The sequence below is a fragment of the Cryobacterium sp. MP_M3 genome, from assembly GCF_015752155.1.
Classification (GTDB): Bacteria; Actinomycetota; Actinomycetes; order Actinomycetales; family Microbacteriaceae; genus Cryobacterium.
This window is the reverse complement of the sequence record NZ_JADOVI010000001.1, coordinates 277,339-295,944: the sequence shown is the minus strand read 5'-3', so window position 1 is coordinate 295,944 and position 18,606 is coordinate 277,339. Positions and strand designations below refer to the sequence as shown.

Here is an 18,606-nt window from a genome sequence, read left to right as displayed (position 1 = left end):
GGGGTGTCGAATTCGAGTCTCGGTTGGTTTGTGGCTTGACGCAACATAACCGGCGACCTAGACTCCGACCATCCTAATCACTTTCGGCAAGATTACCGAAACTTTCGAGAGGCGTTCAATGTCGAACAAGAGTACGTGGCTCATCCGGGCCATCGCCGGCACAGCAGTACTCGCGCTGGGAGTGACGCTCACCGCGTGCTCCACCGCGAGCGGAGCGGCGAGCAACCGCCCGGAGAACGTGATCCACGTCGCCGTCTATGGCGATGCCGGCAACACGGTCGAAGAGGCAATGGTCAAGAAGTTCAACGCGACGTCCGACGTCAAGGTCATCCTCGACCGCATCCCCGGCGCCAACTACCAGCAGAAGCTCCAGACGATCATCAGCACCGCGTCGGCCCCCGACATCTTCTTCAATTGGGGCGGCGGCAGCATCCAGCCGTTCGTGAAGGCCGACCTGCTCCTCCCGCTGACCGGCATGATCAAGGACGACCCCAAGCTCGAGTCGTCGTTCCTCCCCTCGGTCTTCAACGCCGCCGCGATCGACGGCGTGCCGTATGGCATTCCGATGCGCGGCACCCAGCCGGTCATCCTGTTCAACAACAAGCAGGTGCTCACCGACGCCGGTATCGAATCCCCGAAAACCTGGGACGACCTGCTGGCCTCCGTGAAGATTCTCAAAGACAAGGGCATCACCCCGATCGCCCTCGGTGGCGCCGACCAGTGGCCGACACTGATGTGGTACGAGTACATGTTTGACCGGGTGGCCGGCCCCGATCTGCTGACGAAGGCAATCGGCGGCGACTCGAGCGCGTGGGACAGCAAGGACAGCCGCGCCGCCCTCACCAAGCTCAAGGACCTCATCGACGCAGGAGCCTTCGGCTCCAACTTCGACTCGGTCAGCTTCGTCGACGGCGGTTCGCCCGCCCTGCTACGCACCGGCAAGGCTGCATTCGAGCTGATGGGCTCGTGGGAGTACTCCACCCAACAGAGCGCCGACAAGGACTGGACCGCCGCCAACCTCGGCTATGCCACCTTCCCCACCGTCACGGGAGGAAAGGGTGACGCCGCGGACCTCGTCGGCAACACCAACAACTATTACTCCGTGATCAAGGCCACCCGGTACCCCGACACCGCCCGCGATTTCCTCAAGCTCATGTACTCCGATGAGTTCGTGCAGGCCCAGCTCGCGATCGGCAATCTGACGACGACGACCTCGACCGAGAAGTTCCTCGACCAGGCTGCCGACCCGACCTACGCCGCATTCCAATTCAAGATGGTGCAGGATGCCCCTGCCTTCCAGCTCTCCTGGGACCAGGCCTACCCGCAGTCGGCCTCCGCCGACATGCACACCGCCGTCGCGCAGTTCTTCAGCGGCAAGCTGGACGTCGACGGCTTCATCGCCGCGATGCAGGCGCTCTAGGAACCTGACATGACGCGCTCCGACACCGGGCGCCCACGGCACCCGGGCGGCCCCAATGCGGGCCGCCCGGGCTTCGCCTGGGCGCTCCCCGCCACCCTGTTCTTCGCGCTCTTCGCCATCCTCCCGCTGATCGGCGTCGCGGTGATGTCCTTCACCAGCTGGAGCGGCCTCGGCAATCCCACGTTCAACGGCCTCGACAACTGGGTCAAGTTGGCCGGCGACAAGGTCATGATGCAGAGCCTCTGGTTGAGCGCGCTACTGACCCTGCTCGGGGTCGCCATCCAGACGCCGTTGAGCATCCTGCTCGGCACGTGGGCGGCCGGCCACCAGAAGAACCGGGCCATCCTCTCGGCCATCTATTTCGTGCCGCTCCTGCTCTCCTCCGCCGCGGTCTCCGTGCTCTGGCGGGCCCTGCTCGACCCGAACTTCGGCCTCCCCGGGCAGTTCAGCAGCTTCTTCGGCGGCGACGGCAACGTGCTCGGCACCCAGGCCGGCGCGATCGCCGTGCTCACGTTCGTCGGGGCCTGGCAGTTCACTCCCCTGCACACGCTCCTCTACCAGGGCGCAGCCCGTTCAGTCCCGCCGGTGCTCTACCAGGCCGCCGATATCGACGGCGCGGGAACGGTCTGAAAGTTCTTCAGCATCACCCTGCCGCAGCTGCGCAACACCATCGTCACCTCCGTCATCCTCATGGTCGTCGGCGGTCTGACGACGTTCGACACGGTGCTCATCCTGACCAAGGGCGGCCCGGGAACCGACACGACGATCACCGCGTTCTACATGTATCGGAAGGCGTTCCAGTCGTTCGACTTCGGCGTCGGAAGCGCGATCGCGCTCGTCCTCGTCATTGTCGCGACGACAATTTCCCTGGTCCTGGTCAGGGTCACCGGCTACGACAAGATGCACAGCGTGCAGGAGGGCATCTGATGAAGGCCAAACCGAACTACATCGCGGGGGCCGGCAGCGTCATCTGGCTCCTGATCGTGCTCGTGCCGATCTACGTCATGCTCACCGCGACGATCCAGAGCCAGCAGGGCTACGCCGCCAAGGGCCCATTGTCACTGCCGGGCAGCTTCACCCTGGAGAACTTCACCGCCCTGGTCAGCAGCGGTTTCCTCGCCTACGTGCTCAACACGGCGATCGTCACGGTGAGCGTCGTCGGAATCGTCGTCGTGCTCGTGCCGCCGCTGGCCTACGCGGTCGTGCGCAGCCGGAGCCGCGGCATCTCCCTCGTCTTCCGCACCTTCCTGCTCGGACTCGCGATCCCGGCCCAGGCCGTGATCGTGCCGATCTTCTACCTGATCACCGTCGCCGGCCTCTACGACAGCCTGATCGGCATCATCCTGCCGACCGCCGCGTTCTGCCTGCCGATCTGCACCCTCATCCTCAGCGGCAGCATGCGTGACATCACGCCGGAACTCTACGAGGCCATGGCCATGGACGGGGCGACGCCCATGCGCAGTTTCTTCCGGCTCGTGCTGCCGCTGTCCAAGGGCGGCATCTCGACCATCATCGTGTTCTCGGCGCTGCAGGCCTGGAACGGGTTCCTCTTCCCCCTGATCCTGACCCAGTCGGCGTCGACCAAGGTCATCACCCTCGGACTGTTCGATTTCCAGTCCCAGTACGGCATCAACATCCCCGGCCTGATGGCGGCCGTGTTGCTGTCGATGCTCCCCGTCCTGCTCGTCTATCTCTTCGCCAGGCGCGCCCTTGTCCAGGGCCTCATGGGCGTCGGAGGAAAGTAATGCCCACGACCGTCCCTATGCCCGCGGATGCCTCAACTCCGGCCTGGCACGACACCACACTGTCCGCCGGCGAGCGCGTCGACGCCCTCCTCGCCGCGATGACCACCCGGGAGAAGATCGCCCAGCTCTACGGGGTGTGGGTCGGCGCCGCGAGCGACGGCGGCGGCGTCGCCCCCTACCAGCACGACATGGAAGAGGTCGTCGACCTCGACGAGCTGCTCCCGCACGGCCTCGGCCAGCTCACCCGGCCGTTCGGCTCCGGCCCCGTCGACGCCGCGATCGGGGTGGTCTCGCTCGTGCGCAGCCAGCGCCGGATCACCGCGGCCGGCCGCTTCGGCATCCCCGCCCTCGCCCACGAGGAATGCCTCGCCGGCTTCACGGCGTGGGGAGCGACCGCCTACCCGGTCCCCCTGGCCTGGGGTGCGACCTTCAACCCGGCCCTGGTGCGGGAGATGTCGGGCCGGATCGGCGCGAGCATGCGCTCCGTCGGCGTGCACCAAGGCCTCGCACCCGTGCTCGACGTCGTGCGCGACGCCCGCTGGGGCCGCGTCGAGGAGACCATCGGAGAGGACCCGACGCTCGTCGGCACCATCGCGACCGCCTACGTGCGCGGACTCGAATCCGCCGGCATCGTCGCCACCCTCAAGCATTTCATCGGCTACTCGGCGTCGAAGGCCGGGCGCAATCTCGCCCCCGTGTCGATCGGAGCGCGCGAATTCAACGACGTGCTGGTCCCGCCCTTTGAGATGGCCATCCGCGACGGCGGCGTGCGCTCGGTCATGCACGCCTATACCGATGTGGACGGCGTGCCGACGGCCGCCGACCCGACCCTGCTCACGGAGCTTCTCCGTGACCGGTGGGGCTTCACCGGTACCGTCGTGGCCGATTACTTCGGGATCGCGTTCCTCAAGGCCCTGCACGGCGTCGCCGGCACCTGGGGAGACGCCGCAGCCCAGGCGCTGCGCGCCGGGGTCGACGTCGAGCTGCCCACGGTCAAGACCTTCGCCGAGCCGCTCCTCGCCGAGGTCGCCGCGGGGCGCCTGCCCCTGGACTTCATCGATCGGGCGGCCCGCCGGGTGCTCCTGCAGAAACTCGACCTCGGCCTGCTCGAGTCCGGCTGGTCCCCGCTGCCCGCCGGTTGGACCGAGGCCGACCTCGCCGACATCGACGCGGTGCGCGGCCGGGTCGACCTCGACCAGGCGGCCGACCGCCTGACGGCGCGCCGGGTGGCCGAACAGTCCATCGTGTTGCTCAGCACCGACGGGACGCTGCCGCTGCCCGCGGTGCGACGGATCGCCGTCGTCGGCCCTAACGCCCACGACGCCCTCAACCTCCTCGGATGCTATTCGTTCCCGGGCCACGTCGGTACGCTGCACCCGGAGACGCCGATCGGCATCGAGATCCGTACCGTGCTCGAGGCCGTCCGCGCCGAGTACCCGCTCGCGCGAGTGAGCTACGCGGCCGGAGTCACTGTCGACGGCACCGACGAGTCCGGGATCGCCGCGGCCTGTGCGGCCGCCGCGGACGCGGACCTTGTCATCGCGGTGCTCGGCGACCGGCCCGGTCTCTTCGGCCGCGGCACTTCCGGCGAGGGCTGCGACGCCGAGTCGCTTGACCTGCCCGGCCGCCAGTGGTCCCTGCTCGATGCCGTGCTCGCCGCCGGGACCCCGGTGGTGACCGTGCTCGTGGCCGGCCGACCCTACTTCCTGCACGACGCGCCGGAGCGCTCCGCCGCCGTGCTGCAATCTTTTTTCCCCGGCGAGGAGGGAGCCGGCGCAATCGCCGGTGTGGTCAGCGGGCGCGTCAACCCGTCCGGCCGGCTGCCGGTGAGCATCCCCAACCGGGCGGGCGGGCAGCCGGCCGGCTACCTCGCCTCACCGCTCGGCACGCTCAGCGAGGTGTCCAACCTCGATCCGACCGCCCGTTTCGCCTTCGGGCACGGGCTCGGCTATACGAGTTTCGACTGGACCGACCCGGCGGTCGGTGCGGCCGAGTTCGCCACGGATGCCGCCACCACGGTGGCGCTCACCGTCACCAATGCGGGTGACCGGCGCGGCGCCGACGTGGTGCAGCTCTACCTGCATGACCCCGTGGCATCCGTCGTGCGCCCGGTGAACCGGCTGGTCGGCTATCACCGGGTCGACCTCGATCCCGGCGAGAGCGTGCGAATCACGTTCACCGTGCACGCCGACCTTGCCTCGTTCACCGGGCGCGACGGCGACCGCATAGTCGAGCCCGGACTTCTCGAGCTTCGCCTCGGGCACTCGAGCTCCCGGATCGCCTACGCACTGCCGGCTGCCCTGACCGGGCAGACGCGCACGGTCGACCAGACCCGCTCGCTCGTGGCCCCGGTGTCCGTGGCACCGTCCCTGACCGGGCTCTTGCTCGCCGATTCCCGCCCGGCAGTCGCGCCGGCGCGGATTCTGCACTAATATGTTTTTAGCTACAACAAATCACCAACGTCGCTGACAGACAAGGAACCTCATGGCCATCACGCCCACCCCCGCAGACAAATTCTCCTTTGGCCTCTGGACCATCGGCTACAACGGCGCTGACCCGTTCGGTGGGCCGACCCGTCCGCCGCTCGACGTCGTCGACGCCGTGGAGAACCTGGCGAAAATCGGGGCGTACGGCCTGACCTTCCATGACAACGACCTGTTCCCCTTCGGCTGCGCCGAGGAGAAGCGCCAGTCGCAGATCGACCGGGTCAAGCAGGCCTGTGCGGACACCGGCCTGATCATCCCGATGATCACGACCAACCTATTCAGCGAGCCGGTCTTCAAGGACGGCGGATTCACCTCGAACGACCGCAGCGTCCGCCGCTTCGCCCTCCGCAAGGTGCTGCGCAACCTCGACCTCGCCGCCGAGCTCGGCGCGAAGACGTTCGTGATGTGGGGCGGACGGGAAGGCGCAGAGTACGACTCCGCCAAGGACATCCGCTCGGCGCTCTCGCGCTACCGCGAGGCCGTCAACCTGCTCGGCGACTACGTCACCGACAAGGGCTACGACATCCGCTTCGCGATCGAGCCGAAGCCGAACGAACCCCGCGGCGACATCCTGCTGCCGACGATCGGCCACGCGATGGCATTCATCACGACCCTCGAGCGCCCCGAATTGGTCGGCGTGAACCCCGAGGTCGGCCACGAGCAGATGGCCGGGCTCAACTTCGCCGCCGGCATCGCCCAGGCGCTGTACCAGGGCAAGCTCTTCCACATCGACCTCAACGGCCAGCGCGGCATCAAGTACGACCAGGACCTCGTCTTCGGCCACGGCGACCTGCACAACGCGTTCGCGCTCGTCGACCTGCTCGAGAACGGCGGCCCGAACGGCGGCCAGGCCTACGACGGGCCGCGCCACTTCGACTACAAGCCGAGCCGCACCGAGGATATCACCGGCGTCTGGGATTCCGCCAAGGCGAACATCCAGACCTACCTGCTGCTCAAGGAGCGCGCCAAGGCCTTCCGAGCCGACCCCGAGGTGCAGCAGATGCTGGCCGCGTCGATGGTGCCCGAGCTGGCCCAGCCGACCCTCGCCGCCGGCGAGAGCTACGACGACCTGCTCGCCGACCGCGCCTCCTACGAGGACTTCAACACGGATGCCTACTTCGGCGGCAAGGGCTTCGGCTTCGTGCGGCTGCAGCAGCTGGCCCTCGAGCACCTGCTCGGCGCCCGCTAGCCGGCATCCGCGCCCCCTGGTGCGGCATGTCACGCTCACCTGGGGGGCGCGACATTCCGCCGGGGGCGCGTGTCCCGGTCACCGGGGTCTCCCCGTTCGCAACTCCTGCAATTTCGAGGTCCCGGCGCGCGGAGCCCCGGAATTCCGAGGCAGTCGAATCCCTCCCGCAGAAATTGCAGGAATTATGCACCACACCCTCATTGAGAACGGCCCATCGAGCGGAGAATGAAGCCATGACACTGGTTGCCGGAGTCGACTCCTCGACGCAGAGTTGCAAGGTCGTCATCCGGGATGCCGCAACGGGCGCCCTCGTGCGGAGCGGGCGCGCTTCGCATCCGGACGGCACCGAGGTCGACCCGGAGCAGTGGTGGGACGCGCTGCACGCCGCCCTCGCCGACGCCGGCGGGCTCGCGGATGTCGCCGCCGTCTCGATCGCGGCGCAGCAGCACGGCATGGTCGTGCTGGACGGCGACGGCGAGGTCATCCGCCCGGCCCTGCTCTGGAACGACACCCGCAGCGCCCCGGCCGCGGCCGACCTCGTGTCCGAGGTCGGCGCCGGCGAGTACGCGCGCCGCACCGGTGTCGTGCCCGTAGCCTCATTCACCGCCACCAAGCTGCGCTGGCTCCGGGATGCCGAACCCGCCAACGCCGCGCGCGTCGCCGCCGTGGCGCTCCCGCACGACTGGCTCACCTGGCGGCTGCTCGGCTACGGCCCGGCCGGCCGGAGCCCGCTCGGCCCCGACCTCTCCGCCCTGACCACCGACCGGTCGGACGCGAGCGGCACCGGCTACTGGTCCCCCGTCACCGGCGACTACGACCTCGAACTGTTCCAGCGCGCCCTCGGCCACGCCGCGGTCCTTCCCCGCGTGCTCGGCCCCGGCGCCACCGCCGGCACGACCGTGCACCTGCCCGCCCCGTCGATCGGAGAGTCCGTCGACACGCCGGCATCCCTGCCGCGACACGCCACCCCCGGCCAGGAATCTCCGTCTGAAGCACGCCCCGCCACGGGCGACATCCCGACCGGGATCGTCGTCGGCGTCGGTGCGGGCGATAACGCCGGCGCCGCGCTCGGCCTCGGCGCGTCCGACGGCGACGTGATCGTGTCGATCGGCACGAGCGGCACCGTGTTCGCCGTGACCGACCACCCGGCGACGGATGCCTCCGGCACGGTCGCGGGATTCGCCGACGCCAGCGGGCTCTTCCTGCCCCTCGTCGCCACGCTCAACGCCGCCCGGGTGCTCGATGCCGTGCGCGGGCTGCTCGGCGTCGACCATGACGAGCTCGGCCGGCTCGCCCTCGAGGCCGCGCCCGGCAGCGGCGGTCTCGTGCTCCAGCCTTACTTCGAGGGTGAGCGCACCCCGAACCTGCCCGATGCGACCGCCACCCTGTTCGGCCTGACCCTGGCCGGGGCGACCCGGCCGAACCTCGCCCGCGCGGCGATCGAGGGGCTCCTCTGCGGGCTCGCCGACGGGCTCGACGCCGTGCGGGCGCAGGGTGTGGCGGTGTCCCGCATCCTGCTGATCGGCGGCGCGGCCCAGAACCCGGCCGTGCGCACGATCGCCGCCCAGCTGTTCGAGAACCCGGTCGTGGTGCCGGCCCCCGGCGAGTATGTCGCGGACGGCGCCGCCGTCCAGGCGGCCTGGGCACTCGCCGATCACCGGCCGGACTGGCCGCTGCCCATCGCCGCCCAGCCGGCGCAGGACTTCCAGCCTGTCATCCGGGCACAGTACGCGGCGCACCGGGTCACCGGCTGACCGCCCGTTCCGCCCTCCGCCCGCGGCGAGTCACTCCAGCGCGCGGATGCTCCAGCTCGCCCGATGTGACTCCCCCGGCGCCAGGCGGATCAGGTCGGTCCCGGAATTGAAGGCATCCGGCGGGCACGTCATCGGTTCGACGGCCAGCCCCAGACGGTTGAGTCCCGGGGCAGGCAGATCGGCCGTGTGAATCTGCAGCCACGCGCACTCGGGGCCGAAACTCATCGCCACCCCACGGCCGGACACTTCCCTCAGCACGACGGTTGCCAGGCCAGTGCCGAGCTCGGCACTGAGGCTTCCACCGACCAGTCCGTCGCGGCCGGCCCTCTTCCTCGCCGGCTCTCGCACGATCCCGGTGAAGGCATGGTCGATCTTCGTGGCGCCGATCAAGCGGGGCCTGCGGAAGTCGAACGAACCGTCGGCGCCGTCGGCGACCCCGGCGAGACCAGCCGCCGGCAGCAGCCGATCGGGCGTGACGCGCAGGTAACTGTCGGCCGGCAGGGTGAGCAGCCAGCTGTCGAGCGGCGAGTCCCCCGCCCTCAGGTAGGGGTGCGGGCACACTCCATAGGGTGCCGTGCCCCTGCCGACGTTCGTAGCCTCGACGGTCGTCGTGAGCCCGTCGGGGCCGAGCTCATACCGGGCGACCAGATCCAGGTCGAACGGGTAGCCGGCGCTTGACGACAGCCGGAGCCCGAGGACGACCTCTGCCGTGGTTCGTTCGAGTAGCCGCCAGTCCCGGTCGAAGACGAGTCCGTGCAAGGCGCACTCCCGGCCCGGTTCGTTGACCGGCAGCTGCCGGTCGACACCGTCGACCGGGTAACGACCCGAGTCGATCCGGTTGGGCCAGGGCGCCGCGAGGGCGCCGCGGAAGTTCGGCATCGGCTCGTCGGCGGGGAAGCCGACGATCAGGTCCCGCCCGTCGTGCTGAAGCAATCGCAGGCCGGCCCCGGTCCCGGTCACCATGGCCCGGTACCCGTGCCACTCGAACTCGTACTGGATGCCGTTCGCCGAGGCCCCGGCCACGAGCGTCACTCCGTCCGCAGCGCCAGCGCCGTCCACGACACCGGCGGCAGGGTCAGAGTGACCACGCCTGTGCCGAGCGCGGCGGATGCGTTCGCTGCCAGCCCTACGCGGTCGCGCGCGTCAAGCGTGTTCGCGGCGTAGACATCCGGGTCGGTCAGCGTCTGGACGTCGATGATCCCGACCGGGCCGAGAGCGGCGATGTCGATCGTGATCAGGGCGTCCTCGGTCTGCGAACGATTCACCAGGAAGACGGATGTCGCCCCGCTCGTCGCATCGTGCGTCGCCACCGCGTCGACCAGCGGCACGGTCCCGTACACGGCGGTGTCGTAGCTGTCCGCCTCGAGCTTCACCTCGAGCGTGACCCCGGTGGCAAGCCGCGAGGTGAGCGCGAACGGGAAGAACGTGCTCTGCCGCCAGGCCGGGCCGTTCGGCTCGGTCATGATCGGCGCGATCACGTTGACCAACTGCGCCAACGACGCGCTCGTCACCCGGTCCGCATGCTTGAGCAGCGAAATCAGCAGGCTGCCGAACACCACGGCATCCGCCACCGTGTACGCGTCCTCGAGCAGGCGCGGCGCGACCGGCCAGTTGTCGATCCCGGTGATCTTGTCGACACCCTCGAACCTGTCGATGTACCAGACGTTCCACTCGTCGAAGGAGATGTTGATGGTCTTGTCGCTGCCGTTGACGGCCTTCACGTGGTCGGCCGTGGCGACCACCGATTCGATGAACCGGTCCATGTTCACGCCGGAGGCCAGGAACGATCCGAGGTCGCCGTCCTTCTCTTCGTAGTAGGCGTGGCAGGAAATGAAGTCCACGTCGTCGTAGGTGTGGCCGAGCACGACGCGCTCCCACTCGCCGAAGGTCGGCATCTGTGCGCTCGACGACCCGCAGACAACCAGCTCGATCGACGGGTCTAGCTGGCGCATTCCCTTCGCGGTGCGCGAGGCGATCTTGCCGTAATCATCGGCCGAGCGGTGGCCGAGCTGCCACGGCCCGTCCATCTCGTTGCCCAGGCACCACATCTTGATGCCGAAGGCATCCCGTTTTCCGTTCTTGATCCGCTGCTCGGCGAGGGCGGTGCCATTGCCGAGGTTGGCGTACTCGAGCAGGTCCAGGGCCTCGGCCACACCCCGGGTGCCGAGGTTGACAGCGAGCATGAGTTCACTGCCGACCTTCTCGAGCCATGACGAGAACTCGTGCAGGCCGATCTGGTTGGTCTCGGTGGAATGCCAGGCCAGGTCCAGCCGCGTGGGGCGCTCGGCCCGCGGCCCGACGCTGTCCTCCCAGCGGAAGCCGGAGACGAAATTGCCGCCGGGGTACCGGATCGCAGAGACGCCAAGCTCCTTGACAAGGTCGATGACGTCTTCGCGGAAGCCCTCCGCGTCGGCCGTGGGGTGTCCTGGCTCGTAGATGCCGTCGTAGACACACCGGCCGAGGTGTTCGACGAACGATCCGAAGAGGCGACGGTTGATGGCTCCGACCTGGAAGTGAGGGTCGAGGGTCAGGCGAGCGGTAGACATGGGGTTTCTTTCATCGTGCGGGTCAGGTGGAAAGGAATGAGAAACGGATGCCCGGGGCCGGGATCGGCGACTACTTGAGCGCGCCGAGGGACAGGCCGCCCTGCCAGTACTTCTGCAGGGAGAGGAAGGCGATGATGAGCGGCAGCACCGAGACGAAAGCGCCCGTGACGATCAGGTTCCAGACCTGCTCGCCGCCGGCCCCGGCGTTCGAGAGCGCCTGCCAGTTGTTCAATCCCACGGTCACAGGCAGCAGGTTCGGGTCGCTGAGCACGGCCAGCGGCAGGAAGAAGTTGTTCCAGGTGCCGACCACGGAGAGCAGCAGCACGGTGACGATCGCCGGCCGTAGGAGCGGCAACGCCACCTGGAAGAAGGTTCGCAACTCACCGGCTCCGTCGACTCGGGCAGCGTCGAGCAGTTCGTCTGGAATCGCGTCCTGGGTGTACACCCGCATCAGGTAGACGCCGAAGGGGCTCAGGAGCGAGGGCAGGATGACCGCCCAGATCGTGTTGACGAGGCCGATGTTGCTCAGCAGCACGAAGGTCGGGATGACAAGCGCGGTCATGGGCACCATCACGGCGCCGAGCAGCAACGAGAAGAACGCGTTGCGGCCCCGAAACCGGTATTTGGCGAACCCGTAGCCGGCCAGCACCGCAAGTATTGTGGCGCCGACGCCGCCGGTGATCGCGTAGAAGAACGAGTTTCCCAGCCAGCGCCAGTAGATCCCGCCCTGGTGTTCGAACAGCGCGGCGATGTTGCTGAACAGGTTGAAGTCCCTGTCGAACCAGAGCGGGCCGCCGGTGCCGCTGAACAGCCCCGACGTGTCCTTGGTCGCGGCGACGGCCAACCACCACAGAGGGGTGATGAAGTAGATCACCAGCACGAGCAGCAGCACGTGCGACCCGATCCGTCGGCCGCCGTCGCGGCCCGAGTTGCGCCGTCGCACGATCACGGTGGGGCCGATGCCTTCCGGATCCGACGGGGCATCCGCTCGGGGCGTGAGAATGGCCATTATTTGAGTCCGCTCTGCTTGCGGGTGACGAAGAGGAAGAGGTAGGAGCCGATGAAGACCACGATTCCGAGCGAGAACGAGATCGCCGAGGCGTAGTTGAACTGGCTGTAGGAGAACGCGAGCGAATAGGCGTACATGTTCGGGGTGTACGAGACCGGGATGGCACCCTGGGCGACGGCGCGCAGCACCTGCGGTTCGGTGAAGAACTGCAGAGTGCCGATCAGGGAGAAGATCAGCACCATGACCATCGACGAGGAGATCATGGGCACCTTGACCCGGAGGGCGATCTGGCGACCGTTCGCGCCGTCCAGGCGCGCGGCCTCATAGATTGCCGGGTCGATGCCGCGGAGGGCGGCATAGATGATGATCATGTAGTACCCGGCCCACTGCCAGGTCACGATGTTGACCAGGCTCGCGAAAATGCTCCCTTTCGCCAGGAAGTCGGGCGCTGCCAGCCCGATGAGGCCGAATATGTCGGTTGCGGGACCGAATCGGGGGCTGTACAGGAATCCCCACATCAGCGCGCCGATCACGACGGGGATGGCGTAGGGAACGAAGATCATCAGCCGGGAGAACTTCGACAGCGCGGTGGAGAGATTGTCGAGGACGAGCGCGGCAACGAGCGCGACGATCATCTGGGCGGGGATCATGATCAGAGCGAACTGGCCGACCCGGCCGAGGCCACCCAGGAAGATCGGGTCGCTGAACGCTTTGACGTAGTTCGCCAGCCCGGTGAACGTCGTGCCCGTGGCGAGGGTGTTCGTCTGCAGGCTCATCCAGAACGCGTAGGCGAGCGGCGCGACGAGAAAAGTGAGGAAGACGACCCCGAACGGGGCCACGAAGAGCCAGCCCCACCTTTGGCGTTTGCGGTCCATCCGGTCGATGCCGGTTCGTCGCGGCGCGCGTCTCGGAGGCGACAATGCCTTCTTCGCGTTTGCCGCGGTCGTGAGTGCCATGTTCGTGTCCTTTGCTGGGCTGCCGGGGCAGAAGCGTGAGATGCTGCCGGCCGGTGGTGGTCGACCGACCGGCAGCGGGGACGGCTGGATCGCCGGATGACCTACTTGGCGACGGTGAAGCCTTGTTCCGTCGCGTACTTGACGAGGCTGGCCTGGAGGTCGTCGAGGGCCTTCGAACCGTCCTGCTCGCCCTGCACCATCGAGTAGAGCTCTTCGGTCAGCTGGTCGTACGCGTAGTTCTGGAACGGACTGAAGGTGGCGCCTGTATAGCCGGCAGCCGCATTCAGGAAGACTTCCTTATTGATCTGCTGCCCGCCGAAGAAGGGGTACTCGAGGTTGGTGAAGTAGTCCGAATCGAGCATGGGCGCGTAGGAGGGGAACAGCGCTCCCTTTTCCACGCCGATCTTCCAGGCTTCGTCGGTGCCGAAGATTCCGATGGCGACCTCGGCCGCGAGCTTCTTGTCCGTGGCCTGGCTGGTCACTGCGAAGGTCGAGCCACCCCAGTTGACCTGGACCGGGTTGGCGGCGTCCCACTGCGGCAGCGGAGCGACGCGCCAGACGGCATCCGCGTCGGCGTCGGACAGGCCCTGCAGGTAGCCGGGGCCCCAGGCAGCGGCGAGGTAGACGGCATAGGTGCCGTCGACCAGGCTCGTGTTGTAATCGGCGGTGAAGGCGTCGTCGGTGGTGACGAGGCCCTTCTGCACGAGGCCGTTCCAGTAGTTCAGCACGTCTTTCGACCCCTGGTCGTTGACGGCGATGCCGACGTCGGTCGGGCTGGTCGAGTCGTAGACGAACGGGACGGATCCGGCCTGGGCGAAGAGGGCCTGGTTGAAGGCGCGGCCGTTGGTCGGGAAGTTGACCAGGACCCCGTCGGAGCCGGCCGTCTTCAAGGTCTGCGCGGCAGTCTCGAACTCGGCCCAGGTGGTGGGCACGGGGATCGAGTACTTGTCGAAGAGATCCTTCCGATACAGCATGCCCATCGGGCCGCCGTCGACGGGGATGGCGTACACGGAATCGCCACTGGAGGCATCCTTCCAGGACCCCTCGGTGTAGTTGGCCTTCACGTCATTGGCGCCGAACTCGGTGAGGTCGACGAGCGCCTTGCGAATGGTGAAGCTGGAGAGCACCTCAGACTCCAGCATGACGACGTCGGGGGCACCTGATTTCGACTCGATCGCGGTGGAGAACTTGGTGTACTCGTCGTTACCCTGGCCGGCGTTCGTCCAACAGACCTGCACGTCCTCGTGGGTCTTGTTGAACAGGTCGACGACCTCTTCGAAGGCGGGATACCAGGCCCAGACGGTGACCTGCGGTGCGGTCTTGTTGACGATCTTGTTGGTGCAGGACGCTTCCGTCTTGGCCGCGGTGCCGGCGGAGCATCCGGTGAGGGCGGCCGCGGCGACGGCAATGACGCCGATCGTGGCCAGGAGCTTGGTCTTCATGTCGTGTAGTTTCCTCTCACGGTGCGTGAACACCGTTGTTCAATGCTGTGGTCAGTGCCGGGGCGACTGAGTCATGCGGGAGATGGTGCGTGGGACGAACCAACGCGAGAGGCGAGTCATCGTCGACGCGTTTACAACGTTGTAGGTAAACGTTGTAAATTCATCATGCGAGCCTGGCGACCCGCTGTCAAGTGAAATCGAAAGATTCGGCCGAACGAATCCCTGCGTGAGGGTCAGGCGGCGGCGGGGGCCGTGGACTCGCGTTCGACGATCCGGAAGTCGGCCAGGATTTCCCGTGGCGGTAGCGCCAGGTCGGTCGACGCGATGCGCTCCAGAAGCACCCGCACGGCCGTCTCGGCGATCTCCTCCCGACCCGGGTCGATCGTGGTCAGGGTCGGCAGACTGTACTGTGCCTCATCCAGGTCGTCGAAGCCGATGGCGGCGACATCCTTCGGGATGCGCAACCCGGCCTCCTGCAGCACCCGCATGGCACCCAGGGTGAGGGTGTCGTTGAGCCCGAAAACCGCGTCGAACTCCACTCCGGAGGCGAGCAACGCGCGCATCGCGTCGGCGCCATTGGAGCGGTGCCACAGGGTCGTGTAACCGATCAAGGCAGGGTCGAACGGGATCCCCGCGGCCTCGAGCGCCTCGCGGTATCCGCGTAGGCGCAGGCCGGCCGACCCGATGACCTCGCCTTCATGGGCGCCGATGACGGCGATCCGACGCCGTCCGAGTGCGATCAGGTGCTCCGTGGCGGCCCGGGCCGCATCGACGTTTCGCATGGTGACATGATCGGTCGGCCCACCGAAGATCCGCTCGCCGAGGAGTACAAGCGGATAGCCCACCCGCAGGTATTCGGAATCATCGCTGTCCATGCCCAGCGCGCTGAAGATCAGCCCGTCCGTGAGTTGGCGACGCGGGCTCGTGAGCAGCTCGATCTCGCGGGCGCGGTCGCCGCCGGTTTGTTCGATCAGCACAGTGACACCGTGGCGTTCCGCAGAGCGGATCACAGCATCCGCCAGTTCTGCGAAGTAGCTCAACGACAGCTCGGGAACGGCAAGTCCGATCACCCCGGTGCGCCCGGAGCGCAGGCTGCGAGCCGAGAGATTGGGCTGGTAGTCAAGCTCTGCGATCGCGTCGAGCACCCGCTGCTTGGTCGTCGAGCGGATGTGCGGGTAGTCGTTGATCACGTTGGAGACGGTCTTGATCGACACCCCGGCGATCCGGGCGACGTCGTGAAGCGTTGCCGCCATGAAGTCCCCGTTCATTCACTGACGGATGGTCGGCATCCGTTCTCTTCGCATGTTACAACGTTGTACCGCCTTCATCGGGCCGGTACGCCTCGGCGAGGCGCGCGCCGGCCCGCTCGAGCCACGCGGCCGCGTCACGGGTCGCGCTCTCCCGGCCGCCCGCGAGGTCGGTGAGGGACACCACAGCCGTGAAACCGTCGGTGGGCGCCTCGATTTGTCCGGCCACGAGCATCGCCTGTGCCCCGGCATCAGCGGCGAGCGCGGCCAGGTGGCCAGGCACCTTCCCCGCCGCCGATTGGGAGTCGAACCGGCCTTCCCCGGTCACGACGACGGACGCCCCCCGCACCGCCGCCGGAACCCCCAGCGCCTCCGCCACGGCATCGGCCCCCGGGGCGAGAGTCGCTCCCCAGGCCAGCAGCCCGAAGCCCGTGCCGCCCGCGGCCCCTGCGCCCGGCATCTCCGCGGCAGCCGCACCCGCAGCGGCACCCACATCCGAACTCGCACCCGCACCCACGCCGGCAGCCGCACCGTCACTCGCCCTCGCACCGGCAGTCCCAACCCCCGTCCCAACTCCGGCCCCGGTCCGCGCGTCCCCGACGACCGCCGCCCACCGGGCCAGCCCTTCCTCCAACTCCGCCACCTGCTCCGGGCTCGCGCCTTTCTGCGGGCCGAACACGGCGGCCGCACCCCGCTCGCCGAGCAGCGGACTGGTCACGTCCGTGAGCACGAGCACCCCTCCCGGCGGCAGCGGGCGCAGGCCGGACAGCTCCACGGCGGCCAGCCGGGCGAGGCCGCGGCCGCCCGGCGGCACCGGCCGGCCCGCCGAGTCGAGGATCTGCGCGCCGAGCGCCCGGAGCATGCCCGAGCCGCCGTCGGTCGAGCCGCTGCCGCCGATGGCGAGCAGCAGCCGGGTGACTCCGTGCTCCAGGGCGGCGGCAATGGCCTGGCCGAAGCCCAGCGTGTGCGCGTCGAGTGGCCGCAGCCGGTCGAGCAGGGTGATCCCGCTCGTCGCCGCGAGCTCGACGACGCCGGTGCCGTCGGGCAGCAGCAACCAGTGCGTGTCGACCGGCCGGTCGTCCGGGCCCGGAACGGTCACCGGCATCCGGGTCGCGCCGGGCACGGCCAGTTCGAACGCGTCGAGGGTTCCCTCGCCGCCGTCGGCCATCGGCAGCAGCCGCAGCCGGTCCTGCGGGCGAACGGATGCCCAGCCCGCCGCGATCCGACGCGCGGCGTCGCTCGCCCCGATCGTGCCCTTGAACGAATCGGGCGCGATCACGACCGCCCGGCCGCCGGCACGGGCAGGGGTCAGGGAAGGGGGATTCGACACAGGTGACCTCCGATGGTGCTGCCTGGCCATTCTGCTCCGGATGCCCCGGACACGCCGACAGGCGTGCCGGTGCTGCACTGCCCCGCCCGCCTGCCGCCCCGCGAGCAACACGGCTAGGGTGAGGCCGTGACCGACTACGCCGCGCTCCCCATCGACGCCGATTCCCACGCCGCCCTGGCGGCCGACGACCTCGAGCTGCGCCTGGTCGACCCCGCGGATGACTCCGCCGTGACGCGCTGGCTGCAGGCGGATGCCCGCGGCTTCCACGATTCCGCGCCCGGCGCGGAGTCGCTCGCCGCCCAGGCCGCGGAGGTGGCCGGCGACCGCATCACGGCCGTGCTCGACCCTACGGCCGCCGATCCGGCCACGCCCGTCGCCACGGTGCGGTGCTGGCCGATGGACGTCACGGTTCCCGGCGGCAGCCTCCCGGCCTGGGCGATCAGCTCGGTCACGGTGGCACCCACCCACCGGCGCCGGGGCATCGCCCGCGCCCTGCTCACCGCCGAACTGCGCACCGCCGCACGGCTCGGCCTGCCGCTGGCCATGCTGACCGTCTCCGAGGCCACCATCTACGCCCGCTACGGCTTCGGCCCCGCCGTGCACCAAGCCGGCTACACGATTGACACGACCAGGGCCCGCTGGGCCAGGCCCGCGCCGGCCGGCCGCCTGCACCTGGTCGCGCCGGCGACGCTCCAGACCGACGGTCCGCCCGTCTTCGCCCGGGCCCGGGCGCTGGCCGGGGCGGCCGGCGAGGTCGACCGCCGGGAAGGCTGGTGGCGGCAGGCGCTCGGCCTGATGCCGGCAGCGCCGGGCACCCCCGGGCTCACCCTCCGCGCCGTGCGCTTCGACGACCCCGACGGCATCCCCCAGGGTTTCGCCCTCTACCGGGTGGCCCTCGGGCCGAACGGCTACCCGGCCCGGCTCGATCTCGCCGACCTGGTCGCGGCGACCGACGATGCCTACGCGGGGCTCTGGCGATTCCTGCTCGAGATGGACCTGGTCAGCGAGATCTCAGCCCCGCTCCGCAGCGTGGCCGAGCCCGTCCGGTGGCAGGTCACCGACCCGCGCGCCCTGCGCAAGACAGACGAGCGCGACCACCTCTGGCTGCGCATCCTCGACCTGCCCGTCGTTCTCGGCCGGCGCCGCTATAGCGCGCCCGGCACCTTCCACCTCACGGTGAGCGACGACCTCGGCTTCGCCGACGGCGAGTTCCGGCTCACGGTGGACGAGCGCGGCCGCGGCGAGGCCCGACCGGTGAGCGGACCGGCCGCAGCCGCAGCCGACGATGTGCGGGTCTCCCTGTCGGCCGCGGACCTGGCCAGTCTCTATCTCGGCGGCACGAGCGCGGTCACCCTCGCCCGGGCAGGCCGGCTCAGCGAGGGCAGCACGGATGCCGCCGCGCGCCTCGACGCCGCGTTCCACACCATTCAGCCGCCGCACCTGAGCACCTGGTTCTGACGTCTCGTTGTAGGTTTATCTTGT

Annotated in this window: 15 protein-coding genes; 8 read left to right on the top strand and 7 right to left on the bottom strand. The window is 68.8% G+C overall.

Annotated elements, in window-relative coordinates:
- The first annotated feature begins 118 nt into the window (after positions 1-118).
- The 7 genes from IWX89_RS01335 (at position 119) to IWX89_RS01310 (ending at position 8,594) form a co-directional block, all read left to right on the top strand.
- Positions 119-1,420 (top strand): ABC transporter substrate-binding protein, encoded by a 1,302-nt coding sequence (locus tag IWX89_RS01335; protein ID WP_196901794.1) that lies wholly within the window; start codon positions 119-121, stop codon positions 1,418-1,420.
- A gap of 9 nt (positions 1,421-1,429) precedes the next feature.
- Entirely contained in the window at positions 1,430-2,050 is a 621-nt protein-coding gene (locus IWX89_RS01330; RefSeq protein ID WP_231382744.1) for a carbohydrate ABC transporter permease, read from the top strand.
- Positions 2,051-2,110: 60 nt separating this feature from the next.
- On the top strand, positions 2,111-2,347 hold the full coding sequence (locus tag IWX89_RS18340; protein ID WP_231382743.1) for a hypothetical protein: 237 nt from the start codon (positions 2,111-2,113) through the stop codon (positions 2,345-2,347).
- Complete coding sequence (locus tag IWX89_RS01325) at positions 2,347-3,165, top strand: carbohydrate ABC transporter permease (RefSeq protein ID WP_134522809.1); 819 nt, start codon at positions 2,347-2,349, stop codon at positions 3,163-3,165. The genes IWX89_RS18340 and IWX89_RS01325 overlap by 1 nt, the downstream gene beginning before the upstream one ends.
- Entirely contained in the window at positions 3,165-5,597 is a 2,433-nt protein-coding gene (locus tag IWX89_RS01320) for a glycoside hydrolase family 3 N-terminal domain-containing protein (RefSeq protein WP_231382742.1), read from the top strand. The genes IWX89_RS01325 and IWX89_RS01320 overlap by 1 nt, the downstream gene beginning before the upstream one ends.
- Before the next feature lie 52 nt (positions 5,598-5,649).
- Positions 5,650-6,840 carry a xylose isomerase gene (gene xylA, locus IWX89_RS01315; protein WP_196901793.1) on the top strand — a complete coding sequence of 397 codons (1,191 nt, stop codon included), beginning with the start codon at positions 5,650-5,652 and terminating at the stop codon, positions 6,838-6,840.
- A 233-nt stretch (positions 6,841-7,073) separates the two neighbouring features.
- Positions 7,074-8,594: a xylulokinase gene (locus IWX89_RS01310; protein WP_196901792.1), complete on the top strand. Its 1,521-nt coding sequence runs from the start codon at positions 7,074-7,076 to the stop codon at positions 8,592-8,594.
- 30 nt (positions 8,595-8,624) lie between these two features.
- Here IWX89_RS01310 and IWX89_RS01305 read toward each other — a convergent pair whose 3' ends face one another.
- The 7 genes from IWX89_RS01305 to IWX89_RS01275 form a co-directional block, all read right to left on the bottom strand.
- Complete coding sequence (locus IWX89_RS01305; RefSeq protein WP_307836320.1) at positions 8,625-9,617, bottom strand: aldose 1-epimerase family protein; 993 nt, start codon at positions 9,615-9,617, stop codon at positions 8,625-8,627.
- A gap of 5 nt (positions 9,618-9,622) precedes the next feature.
- Positions 9,623-11,140 (bottom strand): alpha-N-arabinofuranosidase, encoded by a 1,518-nt coding sequence (locus IWX89_RS01300; RefSeq protein WP_196901791.1) that lies wholly within the window; start codon positions 11,138-11,140, stop codon positions 9,623-9,625.
- A 70-nt stretch (positions 11,141-11,210) separates the two neighbouring features.
- On the bottom strand, positions 11,211-12,149 hold the full coding sequence (locus tag IWX89_RS01295; protein ID WP_196901790.1) for a carbohydrate ABC transporter permease: 939 nt from the start codon (positions 12,147-12,149) through the stop codon (positions 11,211-11,213).
- Positions 12,149-13,105 carry a carbohydrate ABC transporter permease gene (locus IWX89_RS01290; RefSeq protein WP_231382741.1) on the bottom strand — a complete coding sequence of 319 codons (957 nt, stop codon included), beginning with the start codon at positions 13,103-13,105 and terminating at the stop codon, positions 12,149-12,151. The genes IWX89_RS01295 and IWX89_RS01290 overlap by 1 nt, the downstream gene beginning before the upstream one ends.
- Positions 13,106-13,206: 101 nt before the next feature.
- Positions 13,207-14,547 carry an ABC transporter substrate-binding protein gene (locus IWX89_RS01285; protein ID WP_196901789.1) on the bottom strand — a complete coding sequence of 447 codons (1,341 nt, stop codon included), beginning with the start codon at positions 14,545-14,547 and terminating at the stop codon, positions 13,207-13,209.
- Positions 14,548-14,780: 233 nt separating this feature from the next.
- Complete coding sequence (locus IWX89_RS01280) at positions 14,781-15,800, bottom strand: LacI family DNA-binding transcriptional regulator (RefSeq protein ID WP_196901788.1); 1,020 nt, start codon at positions 15,798-15,800, stop codon at positions 14,781-14,783.
- A 52-nt stretch (positions 15,801-15,852) separates the two neighbouring features.
- Complete coding sequence (locus IWX89_RS01275; RefSeq protein WP_307836318.1) at positions 15,853-17,124, bottom strand: glycerate kinase; 1,272 nt, start codon at positions 17,122-17,124, stop codon at positions 15,853-15,855.
- A 126-nt stretch (positions 17,125-17,250) separates the two neighbouring features.
- On the opposite strand from IWX89_RS01275, the gene IWX89_RS01270 reads away from it, so the two are divergent.
- Complete coding sequence (locus IWX89_RS01270; protein ID WP_196901786.1) at positions 17,251-18,582, top strand: GNAT family N-acetyltransferase; 1,332 nt, start codon at positions 17,251-17,253, stop codon at positions 18,580-18,582.
- The last annotated feature ends 24 nt before the right edge of the window (positions 18,583-18,606 follow it).

Excerpts from the sequence above, each read along its gene's own strand:
- IWX89_RS01335 (WP_196901794.1), top strand. The coding sequence starts at position 119 with ATGTCGAACAAGAGTACGTGGCTCATCCGGGCCATCGCCGGCACAGCA.
- IWX89_RS01330 (WP_231382744.1), top strand. The coding sequence starts at position 1,430 with ATGACGCGCTCCGACACCGGGCGCCCACGGCACCCGGGCGGCCCCAAT.
- IWX89_RS18340 (WP_231382743.1), top strand. The coding sequence starts at position 2,111 with ATGGTCGTCGGCGGTCTGACGACGTTCGACACGGTGCTCATCCTGACC.
- IWX89_RS01325 (WP_134522809.1), top strand. The coding sequence starts at position 2,347 with ATGAAGGCCAAACCGAACTACATCGCGGGGGCCGGCAGCGTCATCTGG.
- IWX89_RS01320 (WP_231382742.1), top strand. The coding sequence starts at position 3,165 with ATGCCCACGACCGTCCCTATGCCCGCGGATGCCTCAACTCCGGCCTGG.
- xylA (WP_196901793.1), top strand. The coding sequence starts at position 5,650 with ATGGCCATCACGCCCACCCCCGCAGACAAATTCTCCTTTGGCCTCTGG.
- IWX89_RS01310 (WP_196901792.1), top strand. The coding sequence starts at position 7,074 with ATGACACTGGTTGCCGGAGTCGACTCCTCGACGCAGAGTTGCAAGGTC.
- IWX89_RS01300 (WP_196901791.1), bottom strand. The coding sequence starts at position 11,140 with ATGTCTACCGCTCGCCTGACCCTCGACCCTCACTTCCAGGTCGGAGCC.
- IWX89_RS01295 (WP_196901790.1), bottom strand. The coding sequence starts at position 12,149 with ATGGCCATTCTCACGCCCCGAGCGGATGCCCCGTCGGATCCGGAAGGC.
- IWX89_RS01290 (WP_231382741.1), bottom strand. The coding sequence starts at position 13,105 with ATGGCACTCACGACCGCGGCAAACGCGAAGAAGGCATTGTCGCCTCCG.
- IWX89_RS01285 (WP_196901789.1), bottom strand. The coding sequence starts at position 14,547 with ATGAAGACCAAGCTCCTGGCCACGATCGGCGTCATTGCCGTCGCCGCG.
- IWX89_RS01280 (WP_196901788.1), bottom strand. The coding sequence starts at position 15,800 with ATGGCGGCAACGCTTCACGACGTCGCCCGGATCGCCGGGGTGTCGATC.